Here is a 19438-nt window from a genome sequence, read left to right on the forward strand (position 1 = left end):
CCCGTACCGACGGGGCTCGGGGATCTCTTCTGAGCCACCCCCGTTGGTCGCGCGCTCTCCCTATCGAGACAGCAGATCGACCCAACGCTTCGCAGCGTACGGGCAGCCGCTGACAACGCCCGTGCACCACAGGCGCACCAGATAGGGCGAGGAACAGCGAGGAATCACGGGGAAAGCGGCCCAGCCACAGAAGGTGGCAGCTCCACAGTTCGCCCAGGTCAACGCCCCAACTGCGCCCAAAATGCCTCAGCTTCCCAAGCTGAGAGCACGAGTTCGAGGTTCTCTACCCGCTCTGCAACCGAGGCAAGGGGGTCCGGCTACGACACCCTGTCCTCCTCGCCGAGGCATGTACGTTCCTAGCTTCCTAATTGCGACGGCGAAGGGTTCGAGGACTGAGCCCTGGATCCAGGGGGCGCTCAGCCACCCACCTCGAACCACAACAGCTTCCCGGCGTGACGGTCGAATGGGCCGTTGCCGAGGGACACGCCGCCCCAGCAGTCGGCGTATTCCTGTACGAGTTGCAGGCCGCGCCCCCCGTCGGCATCAAGCGGGGCGAGTGGGACATGGTCGTGGGGCGGTTGTCCGAAGGGTGCGGGAATGCGGGGGTGGCTGTCCCATACCCCGACGCGCAGGCGCCCGTCGGCGAGCGCGGTCAGGCGGAGGGACGCGGGGCCCTTGGTGTGACGATAGGCGTTCGTCACCATCTCGGAGATCAACAGCTCGACGGCGTCGAGGACTTCGGGCCTGCCATGGCTGTCCAGCACGGACCGTACGGTCATGCGTGCGACGCGTGCCGCGCGGGGGTCGTGGGGCAGGCGGAGGGCGTACGCCCAGGTGTCGCACGGGGATACGGTGACCATGAACGGCTCCTACGGTGGAGGGATTTGGCTCGCTCGGTGTCCCGGTCGGGCGGTGGCAGTGCCGCGCGGGGAGAGCGGCGCGCGGTGCGCTTCCGGCTTGTCGGCCGGGGGTTGAGCGGCTTGGGTTTCACCGTAGACTCGATTACTGAAGGTTTTGCTGAGTTCTGCAAAACCTTCAGTAATCCCCTTCGTGTGGGTGACCACTACGCCAGGTATACGAAACGGAGTGAGGGCATGGCACCGAGGCCCAACCCCACGGCCCGCCGACTCCGCATCGGAGTGGAACTGCGCCGGCTACGGGAACGCGCCGGCATGACCGCCGCCGAGGCCGCCAGGTCCTTGGGTACGACGCAGGCGCAGATGAGCAACATCGAGGCGAACCGCTTCGGCATCAGCGCGGATCGCGTGCACACGCTCGCCCAGATCTACGGCTGCACGGACCAGCGCCTGGTCGATGCCCTGGCCGCCATGGCTGCGGACCGTACGCGTGGCTGGTGGGAGGAGTACCGCGACACCCTGCCACCCCGCCTCCTCGACCTGGCCGAGATGGAACACAACGCGACGGCGCTGCGCGTAACCCAGGTCATCAACATCCCCGGCCTGCTCCAAACACCGGAACATGCCCGCGCGTTGTTCCGCGAAGCGGTTCCGACCCTGCGTCCACACGAGATCGAGTACCGCATCTCCCACCGCATCAAGCGTCAGGCCATCCTTCACCGCGAGCAGCCACCGCCGTACACGGCGATCGTCCACGAGGCTGCCCTGCGCATGCAGTTCGGTGGTCGCGAAGTGGCCAGGGCCCAACTGTGCCACCTCACCGAGGCCAGCGAGCACCCCGCCGTCAGCCTCCGCGTGATCCCCTTCGACGGCACCTCGTTCCCCACGACCGGCCATGCCATCGACTACTTCCATGGCCCGGTGCCCACCCTGGACACCGTCGAGGTGGACACCGCACACGGCAGCGAACTCGTCGACGCGGCAGGACGATTGGAGATGTACCGACTCGTCCTCGACCGCATGGAGGCCGTCGCTCTGACGCCCGCCCCCTCACGCGACCTCATCCACCGCATCACCCAAGACACCTGAGAGGCGAACCATGACCGAACCGACCTGGCAGAAGTCGACCTACAGCGAACAAGGTTCCGCCTGTGTCGAGATAGCCACGACCCCCACCGCCGTCCACATCCGAGACTCCAAGAACATCAGCGGTCCTCACCTAACCCTCGAACCCACAGCCTGGGCGGACTTCCTCTCGCACGCGGCGGACGCGAGGCACTGAGCACTAGGCCGAGCAATCCCGCAGGCAAGTCCTCGCAAGTACGCCCGCAAGCGCGACCAAGATCCTTACCCGACAACGCGAATATTGGCGTCGCCGCATCGACGGCCATGAGCAACCCCCGTAGCGTCGTGTCCCAGAGCCCCAACCGGGGCGGACAAGAGGGGGTTTCGGCATGGCGCGTGAGGAACTGACCCGGCTCACCGGTAACGGGAACGGGGAGTGCAATCAGAACGACTGCCCCAACGTCTATCGCACCGCAAGCGGCTCCATCGTCGTCCAGGGTGACGTGTCCGACGCCTTCGAGCCGCCGCAGGGTGAGGCCCTCGTCGAGATCCCGGAATCGGTTCTCAGGGAGGCCGTTCGTGTTCTTGGATGGTGAGGCTTGGCAGGCGAAGTTCCGGGACTTCCAAAGCGAAGCCTGGCGACTTGAGACGCTGCCCGTCTACAACGTCCCCCAGGAAGAGGTAGAGATCCGGGCCTACCTGGCAGGTGAGCGTATCGACCCTCACACCCACTCAAACGCGTACACCGAGGACCTGAAGAGGGTGCGCCGTGAAGGAAAGAGCAAGGGTCGCGTTCACATCGTCACTCGCCCTCTCTCCACCTACCTCCAGTATGAGTTCATGTATTACCGGCCGCACGCATTGGCCGGCGAAGACATCAGAATCATGGACGTGACTGGCAGGGAAAACCCCCTGATGGGCACTCAGGATTTCTGGATGTTCGACAAGAAAGAAGTCGTCCTGATGCACTACGAGGCGGACGGCACTCAGATCGGCCGGGAAGTGTACGAGGGCGACGTCACACCGTTCATCGAGTCCCAGCGCATTGCGCTCGCCGAGTCGGTGCCCTTTGAGGAGTACGTGAAGGGCCTTGACCTTTGAGCCGGAGGAGCTGGGCCAGTCCAGAGCGGACCTAGCCGAAACACTCAAGACGCTCCGCAAGCGGGCCGGGTTCACGCAGACCCGGCTCGCTCAGCGCTGCAATATGTCCCAAACAAAGATCAGCAACATTGAAGGCGCAAAGCTGACGCCGACTCTTGTTGATGTTGAATTGATTCTGAGAGCTTTGGATGCTCCCCCTGATCTTGTAGCGCATGTAGCGGTCCTTGCGCGTACCGCGAACACGGAATGGCAGGACGTCTGGTCACAGCGCCGCACGGGCCTGGAGAAGAAGCAGAATGAGCTGGCCGGCTTCGAGCGATCTTCTACGGAATTCCGGTACTTTCTGCTGTCCATGGTGACGGGGCTGCTCGCCACTCCGGAGTACGTTCGGGCCAGCCTCGCACACATCCCAGGCGACCATAGCAAGGCGATTGCACGGAAACTGGAACGGCAGTCCGTCCTCTACGAAACCTCGAAGCGATTCACGTTCATCCTGACGGAACAGGCTGTCAGGTGGCCGTTTCTCCCTGCGTCGGCGATGGCCATGCAAGTTGATCGGCTGGTGTCGATCAGCCTGCTTCCCAATGTCCGACTGGGCATCATACCCCTTGAAGGTCACATGCCCTCCGCCCCACTGAACACCTTCACGATCTATGACACACGCATAGCAACGGTAGAGACACAGACCGGGGCGATGGTTTTTCGAGACCATCGGGACGTGTCGGCTTATCTGGACGAGTTCGCCGTACATGAAAGCTATGCCTTGTTCGGAGGCGAAGGCAGGGAACGCCTGTCCGAATGGGCGGACCAATTCCGTTCGTGATCTTTACCCGACAACGCCAATAATGCTAGGCGTCTCCCCGCGCATGTCCGATCATGGATAGGTAATGAGCCGGGGAGGATTAATGGCGAGTACGCAGAAGCCCCAGGGATACGCACTGACGGAACTGCCCGCGGAACCGAAAGCAGTGCCAGGGTGCAGCGCATGTCTTGGTATTTGCGTTAGTCGGGAAAATGCCCGATCGAGAGGCAACTACAGCGCGGCATCAGACGCGAATGTGGAGCTGCGTCAGCACCAGGCAGAGGCACACAAATCGTGAGCGGGGAGACCCACACGCAGCTCTTTGCCGACCGGCCCTTGATGACGCTTCGGGTGTCGCGGGATTCCGGGCAGACCTGGGATTCCGAGCGGACCGTGTTCGCCACGGATGATCTCCCGCCTTTGATGACAAGTCAGTGGCCGCCGTGCCGGTGCCGGCACTGCACCGAGCCCGGCAAACGCCGCTGAAGCGTGTCGTCACTTCGATGAACTCCCGCCCGCGATGGGCGGCGGCGGTCGGTCATGACCGCGACCAGTTGAACAGGAAGGCGCAGCAATGCAGAACGGAACCGACCTGTACGCGCTCGACATCAACGGGGCCTCCCTCTTGAAGGCATGCGGCGGCCCCTGCACCGAGGGGTGCGTGACCCTCGCCCGGATCGGTGAGGACGCCTGGGCCCTCGGTGACAGCAAGCGGCCGGACGCACAGCCGCTCCGGTTCACCACGGCGGAGCTGGACGCGGCCGGGATCGACCCGGCGCGCTTCGGCGCGTCCGTCTGACGCCACCCCGCCAGTCGGACCCGCCCCTCCTTCGCCAACGGGCGGGGCCGACTGGCCGCCCTTCTCCCAACACCCCGAACGGGAACGACTGGTGCACCATCACGGCTATCTGTGGACCGGGGCGAAAGAACGCTTCGATCAGGAGGCCCTACGACGGCCCCCACATCCCGACCCACCCCCGGCCGGAAGCAGGCCGGAACTGATCCAGCGCTACCGGGAAGTGGCGGCGGAATTCCCGATCGTCGATCTGCCGCCACTGGAAACCGCGTACTGGCTGATCAAGCCGCGCTCGTTGGTTCGCAGCACATGGGACGAGGCCAAGGACGCGGCGGCCTGGATCAGGGAACAACTCGCCGAGCACGCACACCGGCTCGCCTGCACACACGACCGGAACGCCGCTCGACTCGACATGCTTGTCGAGTCAGCCGCTGAACGGCTCGATACGGGCGCCGATGTGTCGTACGGCCTCTACCTCGAACGCCCCTCGTACCTGCACTTGGCCGTGGTGACCTGTTCCCCGAACCACTCGAAGCCCACCCTGCCCTGTCCCCTCGTATGACGGGCGGAGGAGAACCCGGACTGGCTCAACTGGTTCGGCGAGGCGCAGCTGAAGTCGACCGAAGGCAAGGTCCTGTTGCGTTCCGGGCAGGTGGAGCGCGCGACGAGTTCCCTGGAGTCCTCCGTGGAGAGCACGGCTCCTCGGAACAAGGCCGTACAGTCCAGCCGCTTGCAGAGGCGCGGCTCACCGGCGGCGACCTGGAGGGGGCGCTGGACGCCGCGCACTACGGCGCAGGGCTCTTGGAGAGCGGTGTCAGTTCGTACTAGCGCTGGACCGCCTCAAAGAGTTCTACGCTCGGCTCGAACCGCACAAATTCGTCCCCGCCGTCCGCGAGTTCCGCGAGCGTCTTCAGGCGCTTCCCATCGCGGCCTGACAGTCGCCGTCTCGCGCTTCGAGCGCCAGCCCGCCCGCCCCGCCGGAGTAGTTGATCCAAATGCCAGGATGGAAGGCATGACGACGATCGACGGCGAGGTCGAGGCTGGATTCGAACCGGTGCGTGACGCGTTCGAGGCGAACTTCTCCCAGCACGGGGACATCGGCGCGGCGGTATGCGTGTACCGGGACGGCCGGCCGGTGGTGGACCTGTGGGGTGGCGTCGCCGATCCGGAAACCGGTCGTCCGTGGACACGGGACACGCTGCAACTGGTCTACTCGGCCACCAAGGGAGCGACCGCGACCGCAGCGCACATGCTCGTCCAGCGCGGCATGTTGGACCTGGACGCGCCGGTGGCGAAGTACTGGCCGGAGTTCGCCGCGAACGGCAAGGCGGACATCCCGGTGCGTTGGCTCCTGTCCCACCAGGCCGGGTTGATCGCGCTGGACCAACCGGTCCCGCTGAACGAGGCGTTGGCCTGGCACCCGATGGCGGCCGCACTGGCCGCTCAGCGTCCCCAGTGGACGCCGGGCACCGCACACGGCTATCACGGTCGCACCTGGGGCTGGCTCGTCGGCGAGGTGATCCGCCGAGTGTCTGGCCGGATGCCGGGCCGCTTCTTCGCCCACGAGATCGCCGCCCCCCTCGGGCTGGACTTCTTCATCGGACTGCCGACGGCTCAACGGCAACGTGTCAGCCGCATGGTGTACCAGCGGCCGGACGTCGACCTCACCACCGTGCCCGCCGAGTCGATTCCCGAGGAATTCCGCGAACTGGTCGCCGCCTGGCGCGACCCGAACTCATTGAGCAACAGGGCGTACGCCGTTACCGACCCTCCCGAGATCGACTTCGACTCGCCCGAGGTGCAGGCAGCGGAACTCCCGGCCTCCAACGGCATCAGCACCGCACACGGACTGGCGCGCATGTACGCCGCGCTCATCGGCAAGGTGGACGGCATACGCCTGCTCACCGCAACAACCCTGCAAGCGGCGACCAAGGAACAGGCCAGCGGCAAGGACCAGGTGATGCTGATCCCGAGCCGGTTCAGCTCCGGATACATGCTGCCCACAGAAGCCAACCCCATGACCAGCCCGAGCGCTATCGGCCACACGGGGCGAGGGGGCTCACTCGGCTTTGCCGACGTGGAGCACGGCATTGCCTTCGGTTACGTGATGAACAACATCATCGGAGGGGCCGGCGATGTGCGTGCGGCTTCGCTGGTTGCCGCGGTGCGAAGGTCGCTGGTGTAGACCGGAGCCGTCACAACTCCCAGCTTCGACCAGGAAGCCCTGCGGCGGCCCCCGCACTCCGAGCCCGCCCCCGGCCGGAAGCAGACCTGAACTGATCCAGCGCTGCCGCAGCGTCGACGGCCCCTTGAGCCGCTGTGCCGAAGCCGGAAATGTTCATCAGTGCATCCAATTCGCCCTATTCACCCAGGGGTACCTGAAGGCGTTGTAGGTAGAGGTCAGCTTGACGCCGGTGACCAAGAATGCGGCGTCACGCCTCGGCATTCCTCTCCCGAAGGGCAGCAATCTGAGGGGTTCTCAAATATCCTTCTGATAGAACGTCAAAAATGAGGCACCTCAAGTTCGCATCAAAACCGTTGATCGATTACCTATGAGCGCGTTACATTCCCGGTCGACCAAGATCACCATGCAAAACGCATGACCAGGGGGATTCATGCTCCGGGCCTCAATAGCCGCGCTCGCGACAATCGCATCAGCAAGTCTGGTTACCGCTCCCGCCGCCGAAGCAGCTGATGCGTCGACTGCCAGCCCGCAGAGCTGCCCCGAAGTGGGCGAGGTCTCCACCAGCTTCGGGGCCAAGCAGGGCTACTTCATCGGCGCACCTGTCCCTGTCTTCCGCTCCGGCCCGTACGGCCCCAAGGGCGGCTCGATGAGCGTCGCATTCCAAGCAGGCGCCACCGTCGGCGCGTCCGTGACCGGTACAGCGAAAAGCGAGATCAACGGGCTGATCGCCAAAGCCGAGGCAAGTCTGTCCGTCACGCTCCACGGCTCTATCACGGCTTCGACGACCTTGACCGGAACCTTCGCGGTCAGCCCGCACAAGATCGGGAACGCCAAGCCGGGATCGGACGGATACAAAATACCCTGGAAGAAGACCGAGATCGTCGCCCCTTGCAATGTCAAAACCATTGGTTCGGGTACCCTGACCGCGCCTTCCCTCTCCATCCGTATCAAGTACTGGGAGACCAGTTCATGAAGCGTGCGCCCGCCGCGTGGGCGGCTCTGGCTGCCGCTGCGGCTTTGGCGGGATGCAGTGGTCACCCGGCGGACCGAGTTACCACTGGTGCTCACCCTTCCAGGACGGCCAGCCCGGCTCATACGGCATCGGCTCTGCCTGTCACCGCCTCCGGGACAGGGTTGCGCCTTGTCGCTGGGACCCCCGTCCAGTTCGGTGCCGACAGCACGCCGGGAGTGGCAGGGAAGCTCGTTTTGACGTGCCGGGGTGAGGGGCCGGTCCGTGTTCAGCCCTCCAAGGGGCAGGCGACAGACGTACAGTGCGGCGGCTCTTACGAGTTGCAGACCGATGCCGGCGGCACCATGTTCACCGCCTCCACTACGAGCAAGTCAGCAATGACGCTGAGCTGGACTCTTGAGGAGATGGCGCGTTGATCGCCTGATGCTGGGGCCCGGTGGCGAAACAGGCCGGGTTCGGCGGTTTGCCGCCTGTTGGGACAATCTGAGGGAAGATCTCCGTCAGCCTCTCCCACCCACCGGCAGGCAATAACCCGAGAAGGGCCCACCCCGTGATCGTCTTCTTTGGCACCAAGGGATACCTGTACCAGCTCGCGATACTCACCCTCGTGTGCGGAGGCTGCGGCAACCCCGCCGCGCACACCCTCAGGAAGCGCGTCACGAAGTTCACGTTGTTCTTTGTGCCGCTGTTTCCCATCTCGACGAAGTACGCGACGCAGTGCACCTTCTGCGGGACCGAGCAGAAGGTGACCGCGGAGCAGGCCGAGCAGTTGCAGGCGCAGGCCGCGGGCGCTCCCGGCGGCGGTCAGGCGTACGGGCAGTCGCAGCAGCCGTACCAGCACCCTGGAGTCTGAGCGGTCGCCGACGCTACGGAAGACGGAAAAGGGACGAGCCGCAGGCCCGCCCCCTCCCCCCACAGCCGTCAGTCCGACGGGTTCACGACCACCTGCGCCGTGTTGTTCTTCGTGTTCGGGTCGAAGTTGGAGGACGCGTCCGAGTGCGGGTGCACGACGACCTGACCCGTCGCGTCCGGGACCACCCGGTCGATGTGCAGCTGGAACGGGAAGGCGACCTTCAGGTTCGGCTTGGCCCACAGCGGGAGGGTGCAGGCGTAGTGGCCGATGGCCGGGTCGTCGCCGGAGGTCCAGGCGCTGCGGCAGGTGTCGGGGACGGAGGTGGCCGTCGTGCCCTCCGGGAGGTAGTAGTCGATCGTGGCGACGGGGTCGCCGGAGCTGACGTTGCCGACCCAGGCCGGGCCGCGGTTGACGAAGCGGAAGCCGGCGGTGACGGTGTCGCCGGCCGCGCCGCTCACCTCGGTGCCGTGCACGGCGAAGTCGGCGGTGTTGGCGGCGGTGATGTGCCAGGAGCGGGCGTTGTCGGAGGTGTCGAGGTCGGTGGTGTCGCCGGTGGGTTCGACCTCGTAGTCGAAGCGTTCGTAGAGCGCGTGGTCCGTGACGGCGAGGTGTAGCGGTTCCGGCAACTCCACGGTGGCGCCGGGGGCTACCTCGGTGTCGAAGGAGCAGGTCACGTGCGTCATCGGCGTGTAGTCGCCGTTGGGGTCCGGCTCGGTGTATGTGCACTGCGGGTAGCGCGTGACGACGTCGAGGCCGTATGTCGCCCACATCTGCACGCTGAAACCGTGCGCGGTCTCGTTGCCGGTGTTGGTGACGGAGAACGGCACGGTGAGGTTCGTGCCGAGTGCTACGTCGGTGACGTCCTGTGGGGTTGTGATGCCGAGGTCCGGGCCGGAGCCGACCGTCACGGAGGTTTCCGCGGAGCCCTGCGGGGCGGTGAGCGTGCCGTCAGGTCCGCCGGTGGCCGTGGCGGAGTACTCGATCGCACCCTGCGCTCCCACGGCCGCGCCGGCCGCGGCCCGCACCTTCAGCTGCACCTGCGCGCTGTAGCGGGTCGGAACGTTGCCCGTGTCGCACACCGCGACCGTACCGGCGTCGTTCGGCGTGCAGTTGGCCGGCCAGGAGACGTCCGCGACCCCGGCGAGGCCCGAGACGTCGACCGTCAACCGCCCTGCCGTCACGGTGAAGTTGTCGTTGTCGTGGTACAGGCCGAGAGACAGCGACCGGTACTGCGCCGCGCCTCCGTCCGGAGCGACGGTGACCGTCTGCTCGTACGGTGCCTGGATCCACAACTGATCGCTCTGTGCCTCGTCGTCGGCGACGGCGACCCCGCTCCCGAGACCGGCGACCACCAGCGCTCCCACGGCTCCGGCACACGCCCCTCTGCGCAGCACACGCCCGACCGGGACAGAACTCATGACATCCCCCAGATGAGACAGATGGGACAGATGAGACCCCGGTGCAGTGATCAGTACCGGGCGCGAGTTGGACGGCCTGACGGGACGGAAGGTTGTACGGCCGTCCACGCACCGTCTGTCGCCGTTCACGGCCGCGGCTGGGTCCTCTTCGACCCGGGCTGGGTCGTCGGAATGCGCTGGGCGAAGAACAGGGCGACGAGGGCGGTCGCGGCGAGGACGGCGAGGGCTGCGCGCAGGCCGTCGAGGCGGGCTTCGGCGTTTGCGTCGAGGGCGGCCTGGGTCACTTCCGGGCTGGTGCCCGCCTGGTCGAGAGCGTCCTTGAGCTGTGCGTCGGACAGGAAGGGCACGCCGCTCTGGAGTTCGGTGGTCGCCTGGTTCTTGACCTCTGCCGGGATCGCCGGATTCTGTTCGACGGACGTCAGGAACGAGGTCGTCAGGGCGGCGATGAGGATCGAACCGGCGAGGGCGGTGCCGATCGACGCGCCGAGGTTGGTGACGGCGTTCTGGACGCCGCCGACCTCTGCGCTCTGCTCGTCCGGCACCGCGGACACGGTGACCGACCCGAGCTGCGAGGCCAGCGCGCCCATGCCGAGGCCGATGAGCAGAAGGGGGATGGTGACGATCTCGCCGCCCGCGTCCGCGTCGAGCGCGGCCATCAGGACGACCGCCCCGGCGAACAGCGCGAGGACGCCGAGCCGTACCACCAGCCGCGGCGAGACGTCGGGCAGGAAGCGCGGGATCAGGATGGCGGCTGCCAGCAGGGTCAGCGAGAGCGGCAGGATGTGCGCGCCGGTCGACAGGGCGGACAGGCCCAGGGCGACCGAGAGGTAGAGCGGTACGAGGAAGAACACGCCCATCTGCACGAGGTACTGGAAGAAGAACATCGTCAGGCCGCCGGTGAGCTGCCGGTTGTGCAGCATGTCCGGGTCGATCAGAGGGTCGCGCCGTTGCCGGACCTGGTACGCCTCCCAGCGCAGGAAGAGCCAGACGAGCAGCAGCCCTGCCAGCATCAGCCACACGGTGAGCGAGACGCCGAGCCAGGCCGGGGCGTCGGGCTTCGGCTTGAACCAGCCCCATTCGTCGGAGCGCAGGACGCCGTAGACGAAGATCCCGAGCCCGAGGGCGGAGAGTACGGCGCCGATGAGGTCGAGGCGCTGACGGGCCTCGGTCGGTGCGTCGGCGATACGGCGGGCGAGGAGCAGGATGGCCAGGACGATCGCGACCTCGCCGACGAACACCCAGCGCCAGGAGAAGTACGTCGTCGCGATGCCGCCGATGAGCGGCCCGAGCGCGATCGCCACGGCCCCGGCTGCCGCGACCAGACCGTAGGCGGCGGGCCGGCGTTCCGGGGGGAAGTTGCCCGCGACCAGCGCCACGATCGCGGGGAGGATGAGTGCGGCGCCGACCCCTTCGAGGAACGACCAGCCGAGCAGAAGCACCGTCAGGTTCGGGGCGAGGGCGGTGGTCAGGGAACCGCAGCCGTAGATGACGGAGCCGATCACGAAGGCACGTTTGCGGCCGATGAGCGCGCCGACCTTGCCGCCGGGGATCATGAACATCGCCATGACCAGCGTGTATGCGGTGATCGCGCCCTGGATCCCGGTCACCGTGGTGCCGACGTCCTCGGCCACGGTCGCGATCGACACGTTCATGACGGAGCTGTCCAGCGCCATCAGGAACTGCCCCGAGGCGAGCGTCAACAGGACGATGCGGCTTGAGGACGAGCCTTCGGGCGTTCCGTCGCCGTTTGTTACATCCCCTGTTCCATCCCCGTTGGCCATGCGCCCATCGTGCCTACGCCCCTGAGGGACGGGCCGTTGCCGCGCAGCGAGGTCAACCGGACGGCGCACGCCTCCTCCGTACGAAGGGTCAGATAACTGTAAAGAACCTTGACAGACAATTGGTCTAGTCCAAAGATGGTCGCTGTTCGCCCCCACCCCCCGTTCCCCCTTTCCCTTCCGGCCTCATGGGAGCGTCAATGAGACGACCTCGTTCTCTTCGTGCGTTGCTGTCCTGCATCACCGTGACCGGGCTGTCGGCCGGGCTGGTCGCGCTCGGGGGAGGTGGGGCCTTCGGAGCGGATGCTGCGGCCTCGCGGCCCGCGGCGCCCATGCCCGCCCATGTCGCCGCCCCGTACTTCGAGGCGTGGACCGGGGAGAGCCCGGCCGCACTCGCCGCCGCCTCCGGCAACAAGTACCTGACCATGGCCTTTCTGCAGACGGACGCGGCCGGTTCGTGCACCGCGTACTGGAACGGCGACACCAGCCAGCCCATCTCCAGGTCCGCCTCGTCCTCCTTCGGCAAGGACATCGCGGCCATCCAGGCCCGCGGCGGCAATGTCATCCCCTCCTTCGGCGGCTACGGCGCCGACACCACCGGTACCGAACTCGCCGACAGCTGCACCAGCGTCGACGCCATCGCCAAGGTCTACGAGAGCCTGGTGACCACGTACGGGGTCGAGCGGATCGATCTCGACGTCGAGGCCGACTCCATCAACAACACCGCCGGGATCGACCGCCGCAACAAGGCCATCGCCGAGGTGCAGCGATGGGCCGAACGCACCGGGCGGCGGGTGCAGTTCTCGTACACGCTGCCCACGACCGCCACCGGTCTCGCGCCGAACGGCGTGGCGCTACTGCAGAACGCCGTCGACAACCACGCGCGCGTGGACGTCGTCAACATCATGACCTTCGACTACTGGGACGGCGCCACCCACGACATGGCCGCCGACACCCAGACGGCCGCCGCCGGGCTCGTCGGTCAACTCGCCGCCCTGCACCCGCACAAGAGCCGTGCGCAGCTCTGGCACACGGTCGGTGTCACCGAGATGCCCGGCATCGACGACTTCGGGCCCCAGGAGACCTTCACCACCGACGACGCCGCGAAGGTCGAGAAGTGGGCCGAGGGCAAGGGCATCGACACCCTTTCCTTCTGGGCGCTCCAGCGCGACAACGGCGGCTGTGTGGGCACCGCCGGTGCCAACTCCTGCTCCGGGATCGCCCAGGACACCTGGTTCTTCAGCCACGCCTTCGAGCGGTTCACGCACCGCTGACAGCTGCGAACTCACTCTCTCCGTCCGTTCTTCTGGTCCTTTCCGTCGGGCGTCGGCAGCAGTGCCCGCACCTCCCAGCCGGGGCCCGTCGTCCTCGGCCCCGTCCGCAGTTCGCCGCCCAGCGCGGTGACGCGTTCCCTCAGGCCCACCAGGCCGAAGCCCCCGCCGTGCGCCGCGGCGGGGAGCTGGGCGCCGCCGCGGCCGTCGTCCGTCACCGTCACCGACAGCGCGGCGCCGTCGTATCCCAGAGCGACGGTGATCTCGGTGGCGTCGGCGGCGTGGCGGCGGACGTTCGTCAGGGACTCCTGGACGACTCGGAAGGCGGCCGCCTGCACCTCGTGCGGGAGGTCGTCGGAGGCGTCGGGGTCGCGATGCAGGGTGACGCGCCCGCCGGGGCTCGCAAAACCGTCCGTCAGTTCGGCAATGGAGGCGAGGTCGCCCACCGGGCGCCGGTCCGCCTGCTCCGTGGTGTCGCGCAGGACGCCGACCGTGCGGCGCATGGACGCCAGTGCCTCGGTGGCGGCGCGTTCGATGCCCGCGAGGACCGGATCGAGGCCGTCGCCCCGCTGCTCAGGCGGGGCGGCCGCCATCATGCGGGTCATCTGGGTCTGTACGAGGATGCCGGTGACATGGTGGGCGACGAAGTCGTGCAGGTCCGCGGCGATCGCCAGCCGCTCCTCGCGGCGGGTGTCGGCGACGGCGACCGTGCGGCGGTAGTCGACGGAGCGCAAGTAGGCCGCGAGGCCGCCGACCAGGCCCACCAGGACCAGCCCGACCAGGACGTACACCGGCGCCTCGTCGCCCGACCACAGCGTCCGGTAGTAGCGGACCGGCATGAGCAGCACGGCCCCCGCGGCCAGTACGCCGCTGATCACGGCCCAGCGCGGAGTGCAGTGCCGTACGGCGATGAACAGCAGACACAGCAGTACGGCGATCTCGCCGGGGCCGAAGGGCACGATCCGGTGCCGTATGAAGGAAGCCGCTGTGTAGAGGAGGGAGAGCAGCGCGGGTGCGGCGGTGCGCAGTTGCGGGGTGAGCCATGGGGGGCGGCACGTGGCCGGCCACAGTACGGCGGTCAGGCCGACTGCCAGGACGGCGGCCGGACGCCAGGCGGGGTAGCCCGCGTCGCCCGCGATCAGCAGGTCCCACGCCGAGAGCGCGAGCAGGGCGCCGACGGAGGCGCCTCGGGCGAAGCCCCGTAGCCAGGCGGCCCGGTCCGGAAGCTGCAGCATACGGATCACGGTATGCGGCCCGGCCTGCCACGGGATCGGCCGAACGGTCGAGGCGGAGGCGGTAACTACGACTGGTACTTTCCCGTCATGCCGGACAGCAAGTTCCTCGTCGGTGTCGTGGGCGGCGCGGCCGCCGTGCTTCTCGTCGGCGGTCTCGGCACACGGCTGATCTCCCGCACCGAGTCGACGACCGAGCTGAACCAGTACGACACCGTCACGGTGGACGGCCACCGGGCACTCGCGTCGAACATCGTCGCCGGGCGCACCGAGAGCCTGTACCACCCGCTCCCCTGGGTCGGTGTGAAGGTCCATGTGTCCTGCCCGAGCGGTCTGAAGGCGGTCGCCCACACCACCATCACCTGTACCGGCCGCAAGAACGACGGCACCACCGTCGACATCCCGGTGACTGTGATCAGGGCCACGGACTCCCACATCACCTGGAAGTTCCGCCGCTGACCTGCGAGTTCGACCGCCGGGTGCGAGGCGTGAAGAGAATCCGCGCAGGAGGTGCACACAGACCTCACACAGTCTTGCGAATCCACCGTTACCGTTGGCGCCCGTTCGGATCTCCCGTTCGGATCTCCCGTGCGAACCGTCAGGAAGACAGGCGATGGACTACTGCTCCTCGTGCCGCCGGCACCTCAACGGCGCCCTGGTGTGCCCCGGTTGCGGTGCCTACGCCCCGGACATCGCACCGGTGACCGCACACGGCCGCACCACCGCGGCCCCGGCCGCCATGGCGTCCTGGCCGGAGCCGGCCGCGGCATCTGCGGGGATATCGGCCGGGATACCCGACGCCGATGCGTACGACGACTTCGACGGCCTCGGCGGCCTCGACGACTTCCAGGCGGCCGAGGGTGGCGCCGAGAGGCCGGCAACGGCGTCCGTTTCCGCGTCCGTTTCCGCCTCGCAGGGGCCGGGCCGGGCGGCCCGGCGCCGGCAGCGGGCCCGCTGGAAGAAGAACCAGCGCAAGGCCGTGGTCGCGACCGCCGTCGCCCTCGTCGGCGGCGGACTGACCGTCGCCTCGATGGACCGCGGCTCGGGCCACGGCAACCAGGCGTCGGCGGCCACGGACCTGTCGAGCATGGGTTCCGGGGAGAAGTCGGTGGACACGTCGGCGGATCTCCCGTCGACCGCCCCGGGCACGGGCAAGCACCGCAAGCCGCGTGCCGACGAGGCGTCCACGGGCGGCAGCGCGCAGCGCTCCACCACTGCCACCGCGCCCCACACCGACTCGGCGAAGACCCAGCAGTACACGGCCCCCAAGCCGAGCTCGACGTCGGCGACGGCGGTACAGCAGGCGACCGGGGCCGTCGAGGACACCACCTCGACGGCCACCGACACCGTGTCGAAGACGACTCAGCCCTCGTCCTCGACATCCACTTCCGGCACGAGCACGAGCTCCGGATCGGGATCGGGATCGGGATCGTCGAGCACGTCGTCCGGCTCGTCCTCGAACACGTCCGGGTCCGGTTCTTCGGACACGTCCCAGTCGGGCTCCGGCACGGCGTCGACGTCCCCGTCGGGGCTCTGCGTGCTCAACCTGCTGTGCGTGAGCTGACCTCTTAGATCTCTTAGACCTCTTGGGTCAACTCGCCTCTCCTTCAGGCGAGTTCACGAAACCGGTGACCCGCCGTACTGCAGCGCATCCCCGTCCAGGTGGCGCTGCTGTACGGCGGTGACGGCGCGGACGACGAAGATGCCGGCCACGGCCGCGCCGACGACCGCCGCGTCGAACGCCAGGAGCTGCCACACATGCGTGTAGGCGCGGGCGATGACCTTGTCGGCGGAGTCGCCGCCCGTGATGCCGACTCCACCGAACGCGCCGATCAGCCACAGGCCCCACCACACGTTCAGGGAGCGGGGCAGCCGTTCGCCGGGAGCGCTGGACCGGTAGGCGTCCGCGACGATCCCGCGGGGGAACCACAGGTTGATGATGGGCACGATCCAGCCGAAGTACACCCACAGGGCGGAGTAGCGCGGCCTGGTCCCGGCCAGATCGCCCCCGTTGTCCCGGACGCGGCCCAGCCACACCACGAACGCGATCCCGCAGACCAGCGCGGCAAAGCCCGACGCTGTGCCGACGAGGTGGTACGAGTCCTCCAGCGAGGTCAGCGTCCGGTGGTTCCCCCCGCCCTGATCCGGCGGCCCGGAGGCGGGCTCCCCGGCCATCGCAAGCCGGATGTGCCAGACGGCCCGCGCCACCCATCCGGCACCGGCAAGGGCGAGGGTGACCATGGCGACGAGGCTTGCGGCACGGACCGGGCGCAGGGCGGGGGCGGGGGAAGCCGAGAAGGCTGTGGGGGGCTCTATGTGGTCGTTCACCGGGGCATCCTCGCCGACGACGGGCGACGCCCGCCACTCCGACATGCGCGGCAGCGGCCATCGGCCATCGGCCCTTCACTCATCTTTCACGGCCCGCGCGGGCGCACGGTGCGGGCCCAGTTCCCGTAGCACGTCGGCGAGCTGGGCGGCCGTGAGGGCGGGGTCCGGAAGGGACGCCGGTGCCGGGCGCAGGCCGTCGAGGAGCAGGGCGAGGGGGCGGCGCCAGGTGTCCGGTGTCTCCGGTGTGGTCGCGGCGGTCGCGGCGGTCAGGGCCGGGACGGCGCGGCCGAGGGCGGCCAGCGCGAACAGGACGTCCTCCGTGGTGACGTCCGCACGGATCGTGCCCTCCTTGCGCCCGCGCGCCAGCAGCAGTTCCAGCGTATCCCGGTTGTGTGCGTGCACATCGTCCAGCGCCTCGATGCCCTGGACATGGGTCGTCATGAGGTCGTTGGTGCCGCGGTCGGCCGCCAGGGTACGGAAGACGGCCTGGAGATAGGCGTCGAGGCCGGTCCAGGCGTCGGGGGCGGTCCGGGCCAGCTCACCCGCGGCGACCGTCGCACCGAGCTGGTCGCGGAAGACGGCGTCGATGAGGGCGGCGCGCGTGGGGAAGTGCCGGTAGAGCGTCGCGTTGCCGACGGCCGCCCGGCGGGCGATCACGTCCAGCGGCGCGTGCAGCCCCTGCTCGGTGAACACCTCGTGGGCCGCCTCCACCAGGAGTTTCCGGTTCCGCCGCGCGTCACGCCGCTGCGGGGCGGCTGCATCGCCTGCGCCGACGGTCATCGTCATCGCCCTCCGGGAAGAAGTGGGGAGTGCTCCCCGGTACTCATGCTATCGTCGGACGGCGAAATGGGGAGCACTCCCCATTTCAAGCAGCGGTCCCGCTTCGCGGGGGAGAGCGGGACCGCTCCGCACTTCCTGAGGGGGACGTTGTGAGCGCAAGCGGCACCGCACTGGTACTCGGCGGCGGAGGCCCCGTCGGCGGCGCGTGGATGACGGGAGTTCTCGCCGGCCTCACCGACGCGGGCATCGACCTCGACCGGGCCGACGTGGTGATCGGCACCTCGGCCGGCGCGATCTACGGCTCCCGGCTGGCCTGCGGTCAACCCCCGCGCGAGCTGTACGAGCGCCTGCTGGCCGGCGACGACCGCATCGACCTCGACGTCACTGCCGCCCAGACCCTCCGCTTCCTCTGGGCCGCCATGGGTTCCCGGGACCCCGAGCGCTCGATACGGCGCCTGGGCCGGGCCGCCCTCGCCGCCCGCACACCGCCCGCGGCTGAAATGTCCGCCGCCGTAAGGGAGTTGCTGCGGGGGGCGACGGACTGGCCCGCACGGCCATTGCGGATCGCCGCGGTCGACGCGGTGACCGGGGAGGTGGCGGCCTTCGACGCGGACGCGAAGGTGGGTCTCGTCGACGCGGTGGCGGCCAGCTGCGCCGTCCCGCTGGTCTGGCCGCCCGTCGCACTGGTCGGCCGCCACTGGATCGACGGCGGCACCCGCTCCACGGCCAACCTCCAACTGGCCCGCGGATACGGCCGGGTGCTGGCCGTCGTCCCGATCCCGAACGCGGTCGGACCGCACCCGAGCGCACCACGGCAAGCCGCCGAACTCGCCGACGACGGGGCCGCCGTATCCCTCCTGTGCCCGGACCGCACCGCGCGCCGGGCGATGGGGCGCGACATGACGGCGAACGCCCGCGTCCCCGCCGCGGCCCGCGCCGGATACGCCCAGGCCACGGCGTCGGCGGAGTCGGTGGCCGAGGTGTGGCAGGCATGACCTTCGCCACCGATCCGGCGCTCTTGCCCTGGCGGACCAGCGCACTGCTACGCGGACTGGCCGAACTGCCAGTCAAAGTGGCCTAGTTGAGGAGTAGCCGAGTGACGCCGGTGGCTCACTCGTCCTCCGGCGGCTCCCCTTCCACCAGCCGTTCCGCGATGTCGTCGGCCCATACTTGTGCCCACTGGCGGAGTTCGGTGATCGCGTCCGCGTCGAGCCCGTAGGCGGCGAACTCGGTGTCGTCGATCCACTCCGCGCCGACCAGACGTGCCTGAAGGTCGGCGAGATCGAAGGTGTCGAGGGCGTGGCGGCGGCCGAGTTCTTCGAGTTCGGGGTGGGTCCAGCGATTCGCGGCGGCTCGGACGTCGATGAGGTCGCGGGCGAGGCCGCGGTCGACCAAGGCCCGGACTCCGGTGCCGACGACGTCCTCGAGAGAGAGGGTCAGGCCGTACTCGGTCTGCACGGGCGGCCGCCACAGGACTTCCTTGAGCACGTCGACCTCGTAGTCGTCGCCACTGTCCGGGTCGGTGACGATCAGCTGTGCGCAGAGAGGATCCGTCTCCAACGCCCTTACCTGCCAGCCTCGTTCCGCCAGCCCCGCCCGCACGGCGGCAGCGATCTGCTCCATGCCCTCGGGATTCTCGGTGGCGACGTCGAGGTCCTGGCCGGGGCGGTCGACCAGGCCGTGCGCCTGCACGCCGTAATCGCCCGTGAGTGCGAGCGGGTAGGGAGCGCCGACGGCAAGTACGTCGGTCAGCAGGCGACGCTGCAGTTCGGTCGGATTCACGCCACGGCCAGAGTGGTCTTCGCGCGACGCAGGTCAGAGGGGGAGGGCGGTGCAGCCATGTCCGGATTATTACTCGGGGCACCGAGCGCTAGGTGTATTGCCCTGAGAGGTTAGGAACGCGGCTGGCGGGTGGCTGGCCCTTCAGCGCGGTGTGTCCGCGGTGGTGATTGTAGGTGTGCAGCCAGCCGGCGAATGCTGCGTGCCGTTCAGCCTGCGAGTG

The 19438-nt window shown here is 68.2% G+C and carries 21 protein-coding genes and 1 pseudogene; 14 read left to right on the plus strand and 8 right to left on the minus strand.

Translation table 11 applies throughout. The features are described from left to right. Positions 1-416: 416 nt before the first annotated feature. Positions 417-860 carry an ATP-binding protein gene (locus P2Q00_RS37165; RefSeq protein ID WP_275778502.1) on the minus strand — a complete coding sequence of 148 codons (444 nt, stop codon included), beginning with the start codon at positions 858-860 and terminating at the stop codon, positions 417-419. Positions 861-1094: 234 nt separating this feature from the next. On the opposite strand from P2Q00_RS37165, the gene P2Q00_RS37170 reads away from it, so the two are divergent. The 10 genes from P2Q00_RS37170 to P2Q00_RS37220 all read left to right on the plus strand — a co-directional run bounded on the left by P2Q00_RS37170 (position 1095) and on the right by P2Q00_RS37220 (position 8629). Next, a complete protein-coding gene (locus P2Q00_RS37170) occupies positions 1095-1946 on the plus strand; it encodes a helix-turn-helix domain-containing protein (RefSeq protein WP_275778503.1) in 852 nt (283 codons plus the stop codon). A gap of 10 nt (positions 1947-1956) precedes the next feature. Beyond that, a complete protein-coding gene (locus tag P2Q00_RS37175; protein ID WP_275778504.1) occupies positions 1957-2139 on the plus strand; it encodes a DUF397 domain-containing protein in 183 nt (60 codons plus the stop codon). Between the two features lie 172 nt (positions 2140-2311). Continuing rightward, entirely contained in the window at positions 2312-2518 is a 207-nt protein-coding gene (locus P2Q00_RS37180; RefSeq protein ID WP_275778506.1) for a hypothetical protein, read from the plus strand. Continuing rightward, positions 2502-3023 (plus strand): DUF6879 family protein, encoded by a 522-nt coding sequence (locus P2Q00_RS37185; protein ID WP_275778508.1) that lies wholly within the window; start codon positions 2502-2504, stop codon positions 3021-3023. The genes P2Q00_RS37180 and P2Q00_RS37185 overlap by 17 nt, the downstream gene beginning before the upstream one ends. Then, complete coding sequence (locus P2Q00_RS37190) at positions 3013-3846, plus strand: helix-turn-helix domain-containing protein (RefSeq protein ID WP_275778510.1); 834 nt, start codon at positions 3013-3015, stop codon at positions 3844-3846. The genes P2Q00_RS37185 and P2Q00_RS37190 overlap by 11 nt, the downstream gene beginning before the upstream one ends. A gap of 553 nt (positions 3847-4399) precedes the next feature. Then, complete coding sequence (locus tag P2Q00_RS37195; protein ID WP_275778512.1) at positions 4400-4624, plus strand: DUF397 domain-containing protein; 225 nt, start codon at positions 4400-4402, stop codon at positions 4622-4624. Between the two features lie 91 nt (positions 4625-4715). Then, entirely contained in the window at positions 4716-5183 is a 468-nt protein-coding gene (locus P2Q00_RS37200; protein ID WP_275778513.1) for a hypothetical protein, read from the plus strand. Between the two features lie 450 nt (positions 5184-5633). Next, positions 5634-6806 (plus strand): serine hydrolase domain-containing protein, encoded by a 1173-nt coding sequence (locus tag P2Q00_RS37210; RefSeq protein ID WP_275778515.1) that lies wholly within the window; start codon positions 5634-5636, stop codon positions 6804-6806. 430 nt (positions 6807-7236) lie between these two features. Then, entirely contained in the window at positions 7237-7779 is a 543-nt protein-coding gene (locus P2Q00_RS37215) for a hypothetical protein (RefSeq protein WP_275778516.1), read from the plus strand. Between the two features lie 550 nt (positions 7780-8329). Continuing rightward, entirely contained in the window at positions 8330-8629 is a 300-nt protein-coding gene (locus P2Q00_RS37220) for a zinc-ribbon domain-containing protein (RefSeq protein ID WP_275778560.1), read from the plus strand. Positions 8630-8697: 68 nt separating this feature from the next. Here the strand turns inward: P2Q00_RS37220 and P2Q00_RS37225 are convergent, their stop codons facing one another. Together P2Q00_RS37225 and P2Q00_RS37230 are read right to left on the minus strand one after the other, a co-directional pair. Next, complete coding sequence (locus tag P2Q00_RS37225) at positions 8698-10047, minus strand: COG1361 family protein (RefSeq protein ID WP_275778517.1); 1350 nt, start codon at positions 10045-10047, stop codon at positions 8698-8700. Between the two features lie 125 nt (positions 10048-10172). Further along, positions 10173-11828, minus strand: a complete 1656-nt coding sequence (locus P2Q00_RS37230) for an MFS transporter (protein WP_275778519.1) — start codon at positions 11826-11828, stop codon at positions 10173-10175. A gap of 197 nt (positions 11829-12025) precedes the next feature. Between P2Q00_RS37230 and P2Q00_RS37235 the strand changes: the two genes are divergently transcribed. Beyond that, the gene (locus P2Q00_RS37235) at positions 12026-13099 is read left to right on the plus strand and encodes a chitinase (RefSeq protein WP_275778521.1); all 1074 of its coding nucleotides are present in this window, start codon (positions 12026-12028) and stop codon (positions 13097-13099) included. An 11-nt stretch (positions 13100-13110) separates the two neighbouring features. Here P2Q00_RS37235 and P2Q00_RS37240 read toward each other — a convergent pair whose 3' ends face one another. Beyond that, entirely contained in the window at positions 13111-14331 is a 1221-nt protein-coding gene (locus P2Q00_RS37240; RefSeq protein ID WP_275778523.1) for a sensor histidine kinase, read from the minus strand. Between the two features lie 87 nt (positions 14332-14418). Here P2Q00_RS37240 and P2Q00_RS37245 point away from each other — a divergent pair, with 87 nt between their 5' ends. Together P2Q00_RS37245 and P2Q00_RS37250 are read left to right on the plus strand one after the other, a co-directional pair. Beyond that, entirely contained in the window at positions 14419-14787 is a 369-nt protein-coding gene (locus P2Q00_RS37245) for a DUF4333 domain-containing protein (RefSeq protein WP_275778524.1), read from the plus strand. A 154-nt stretch (positions 14788-14941) separates the two neighbouring features. Then, entirely contained in the window at positions 14942-15892 is a 951-nt protein-coding gene (locus tag P2Q00_RS37250; RefSeq protein WP_275778525.1) for an SCO2400 family protein, read from the plus strand. A 53-nt stretch (positions 15893-15945) separates the two neighbouring features. Here P2Q00_RS37250 and P2Q00_RS37255 read toward each other — a convergent pair whose 3' ends face one another. Together P2Q00_RS37255 and P2Q00_RS37260 are read right to left on the minus strand one after the other, a co-directional pair. Then, positions 15946-16656 (minus strand): DUF4328 domain-containing protein, encoded by a 711-nt coding sequence (locus P2Q00_RS37255; RefSeq protein WP_275778526.1) that lies wholly within the window; start codon positions 16654-16656, stop codon positions 15946-15948. A gap of 75 nt (positions 16657-16731) precedes the next feature. Continuing rightward, entirely contained in the window at positions 16732-17436 is a 705-nt protein-coding gene (locus P2Q00_RS37260; RefSeq protein WP_275778528.1) for a TetR/AcrR family transcriptional regulator, read from the minus strand. A gap of 149 nt (positions 17437-17585) precedes the next feature. Between P2Q00_RS37260 and P2Q00_RS37265 the strand changes: the two genes are divergently transcribed. Then, complete coding sequence (locus tag P2Q00_RS37265) at positions 17586-18431, plus strand: patatin-like phospholipase family protein (RefSeq protein ID WP_275778530.1); 846 nt, start codon at positions 17586-17588, stop codon at positions 18429-18431. A 115-nt stretch (positions 18432-18546) separates the two neighbouring features. On the opposite strand, the gene P2Q00_RS37270 is transcribed toward P2Q00_RS37265, so the two are convergent. Then, positions 18547-19218 carry a nucleotidyl transferase AbiEii/AbiGii toxin family protein gene (locus P2Q00_RS37270; RefSeq protein WP_275778532.1) on the minus strand — a complete coding sequence of 224 codons (672 nt, stop codon included), beginning with the start codon at positions 19216-19218 and terminating at the stop codon, positions 18547-18549. Between the two features lie 88 nt (positions 19219-19306). Beyond that, positions 19307-19438 (minus strand): annotated as a pseudogene (locus tag P2Q00_RS37275) (IS481 family transposase); the annotation flags it as partial.

Source organism: Streptomyces coacervatus (assembly GCF_029223485.1).
In the GTDB taxonomy this organism is placed as follows: Bacteria; Actinomycetota; Actinomycetes; order Streptomycetales; family Streptomycetaceae; genus Streptomyces; species Streptomyces coacervatus.

Excerpts from the sequence above, each read along its gene's own strand:
- P2Q00_RS37165 (WP_275778502.1), bottom strand. The coding sequence starts at position 860 with ATGGTCACCGTATCCCCGTGCGACACCTGGGCGTACGCCCTCCGCCTG.
- P2Q00_RS37170 (WP_275778503.1), top strand. The coding sequence starts at position 1,095 with ATGGCACCGAGGCCCAACCCCACGGCCCGCCGACTCCGCATCGGAGTG.
- P2Q00_RS37175 (WP_275778504.1), top strand. The coding sequence starts at position 1,957 with ATGACCGAACCGACCTGGCAGAAGTCGACCTACAGCGAACAAGGTTCC.
- P2Q00_RS37180 (WP_275778506.1), top strand. The coding sequence starts at position 2,312 with ATGGCGCGTGAGGAACTGACCCGGCTCACCGGTAACGGGAACGGGGAG.
- P2Q00_RS37195 (WP_275778512.1), top strand. The coding sequence starts at position 4,400 with ATGCAGAACGGAACCGACCTGTACGCGCTCGACATCAACGGGGCCTCC.
- P2Q00_RS37210 (WP_275778515.1), top strand. The coding sequence starts at position 5,634 with ATGACGACGATCGACGGCGAGGTCGAGGCTGGATTCGAACCGGTGCGT.
- P2Q00_RS37215 (WP_275778516.1), top strand. The coding sequence starts at position 7,237 with ATGCTCCGGGCCTCAATAGCCGCGCTCGCGACAATCGCATCAGCAAGT.
- P2Q00_RS37225 (WP_275778517.1), bottom strand. The coding sequence starts at position 10,047 with ATGAGTTCTGTCCCGGTCGGGCGTGTGCTGCGCAGAGGGGCGTGTGCC.
- P2Q00_RS37230 (WP_275778519.1), bottom strand. The coding sequence starts at position 11,828 with ATGGCCAACGGGGATGGAACAGGGGATGTAACAAACGGCGACGGAACG.
- P2Q00_RS37235 (WP_275778521.1), top strand. The coding sequence starts at position 12,026 with ATGAGACGACCTCGTTCTCTTCGTGCGTTGCTGTCCTGCATCACCGTG.
- P2Q00_RS37240 (WP_275778523.1), bottom strand. The coding sequence starts at position 14,331 with ATGCTGCAGCTTCCGGACCGGGCCGCCTGGCTACGGGGCTTCGCCCGA.
- P2Q00_RS37245 (WP_275778524.1), top strand. The coding sequence starts at position 14,419 with ATGCCGGACAGCAAGTTCCTCGTCGGTGTCGTGGGCGGCGCGGCCGCC.
- P2Q00_RS37250 (WP_275778525.1), top strand. The coding sequence starts at position 14,942 with ATGGACTACTGCTCCTCGTGCCGCCGGCACCTCAACGGCGCCCTGGTG.
- P2Q00_RS37260 (WP_275778528.1), bottom strand. The coding sequence starts at position 17,436 with ATGACCGTCGGCGCAGGCGATGCAGCCGCCCCGCAGCGGCGTGACGCG.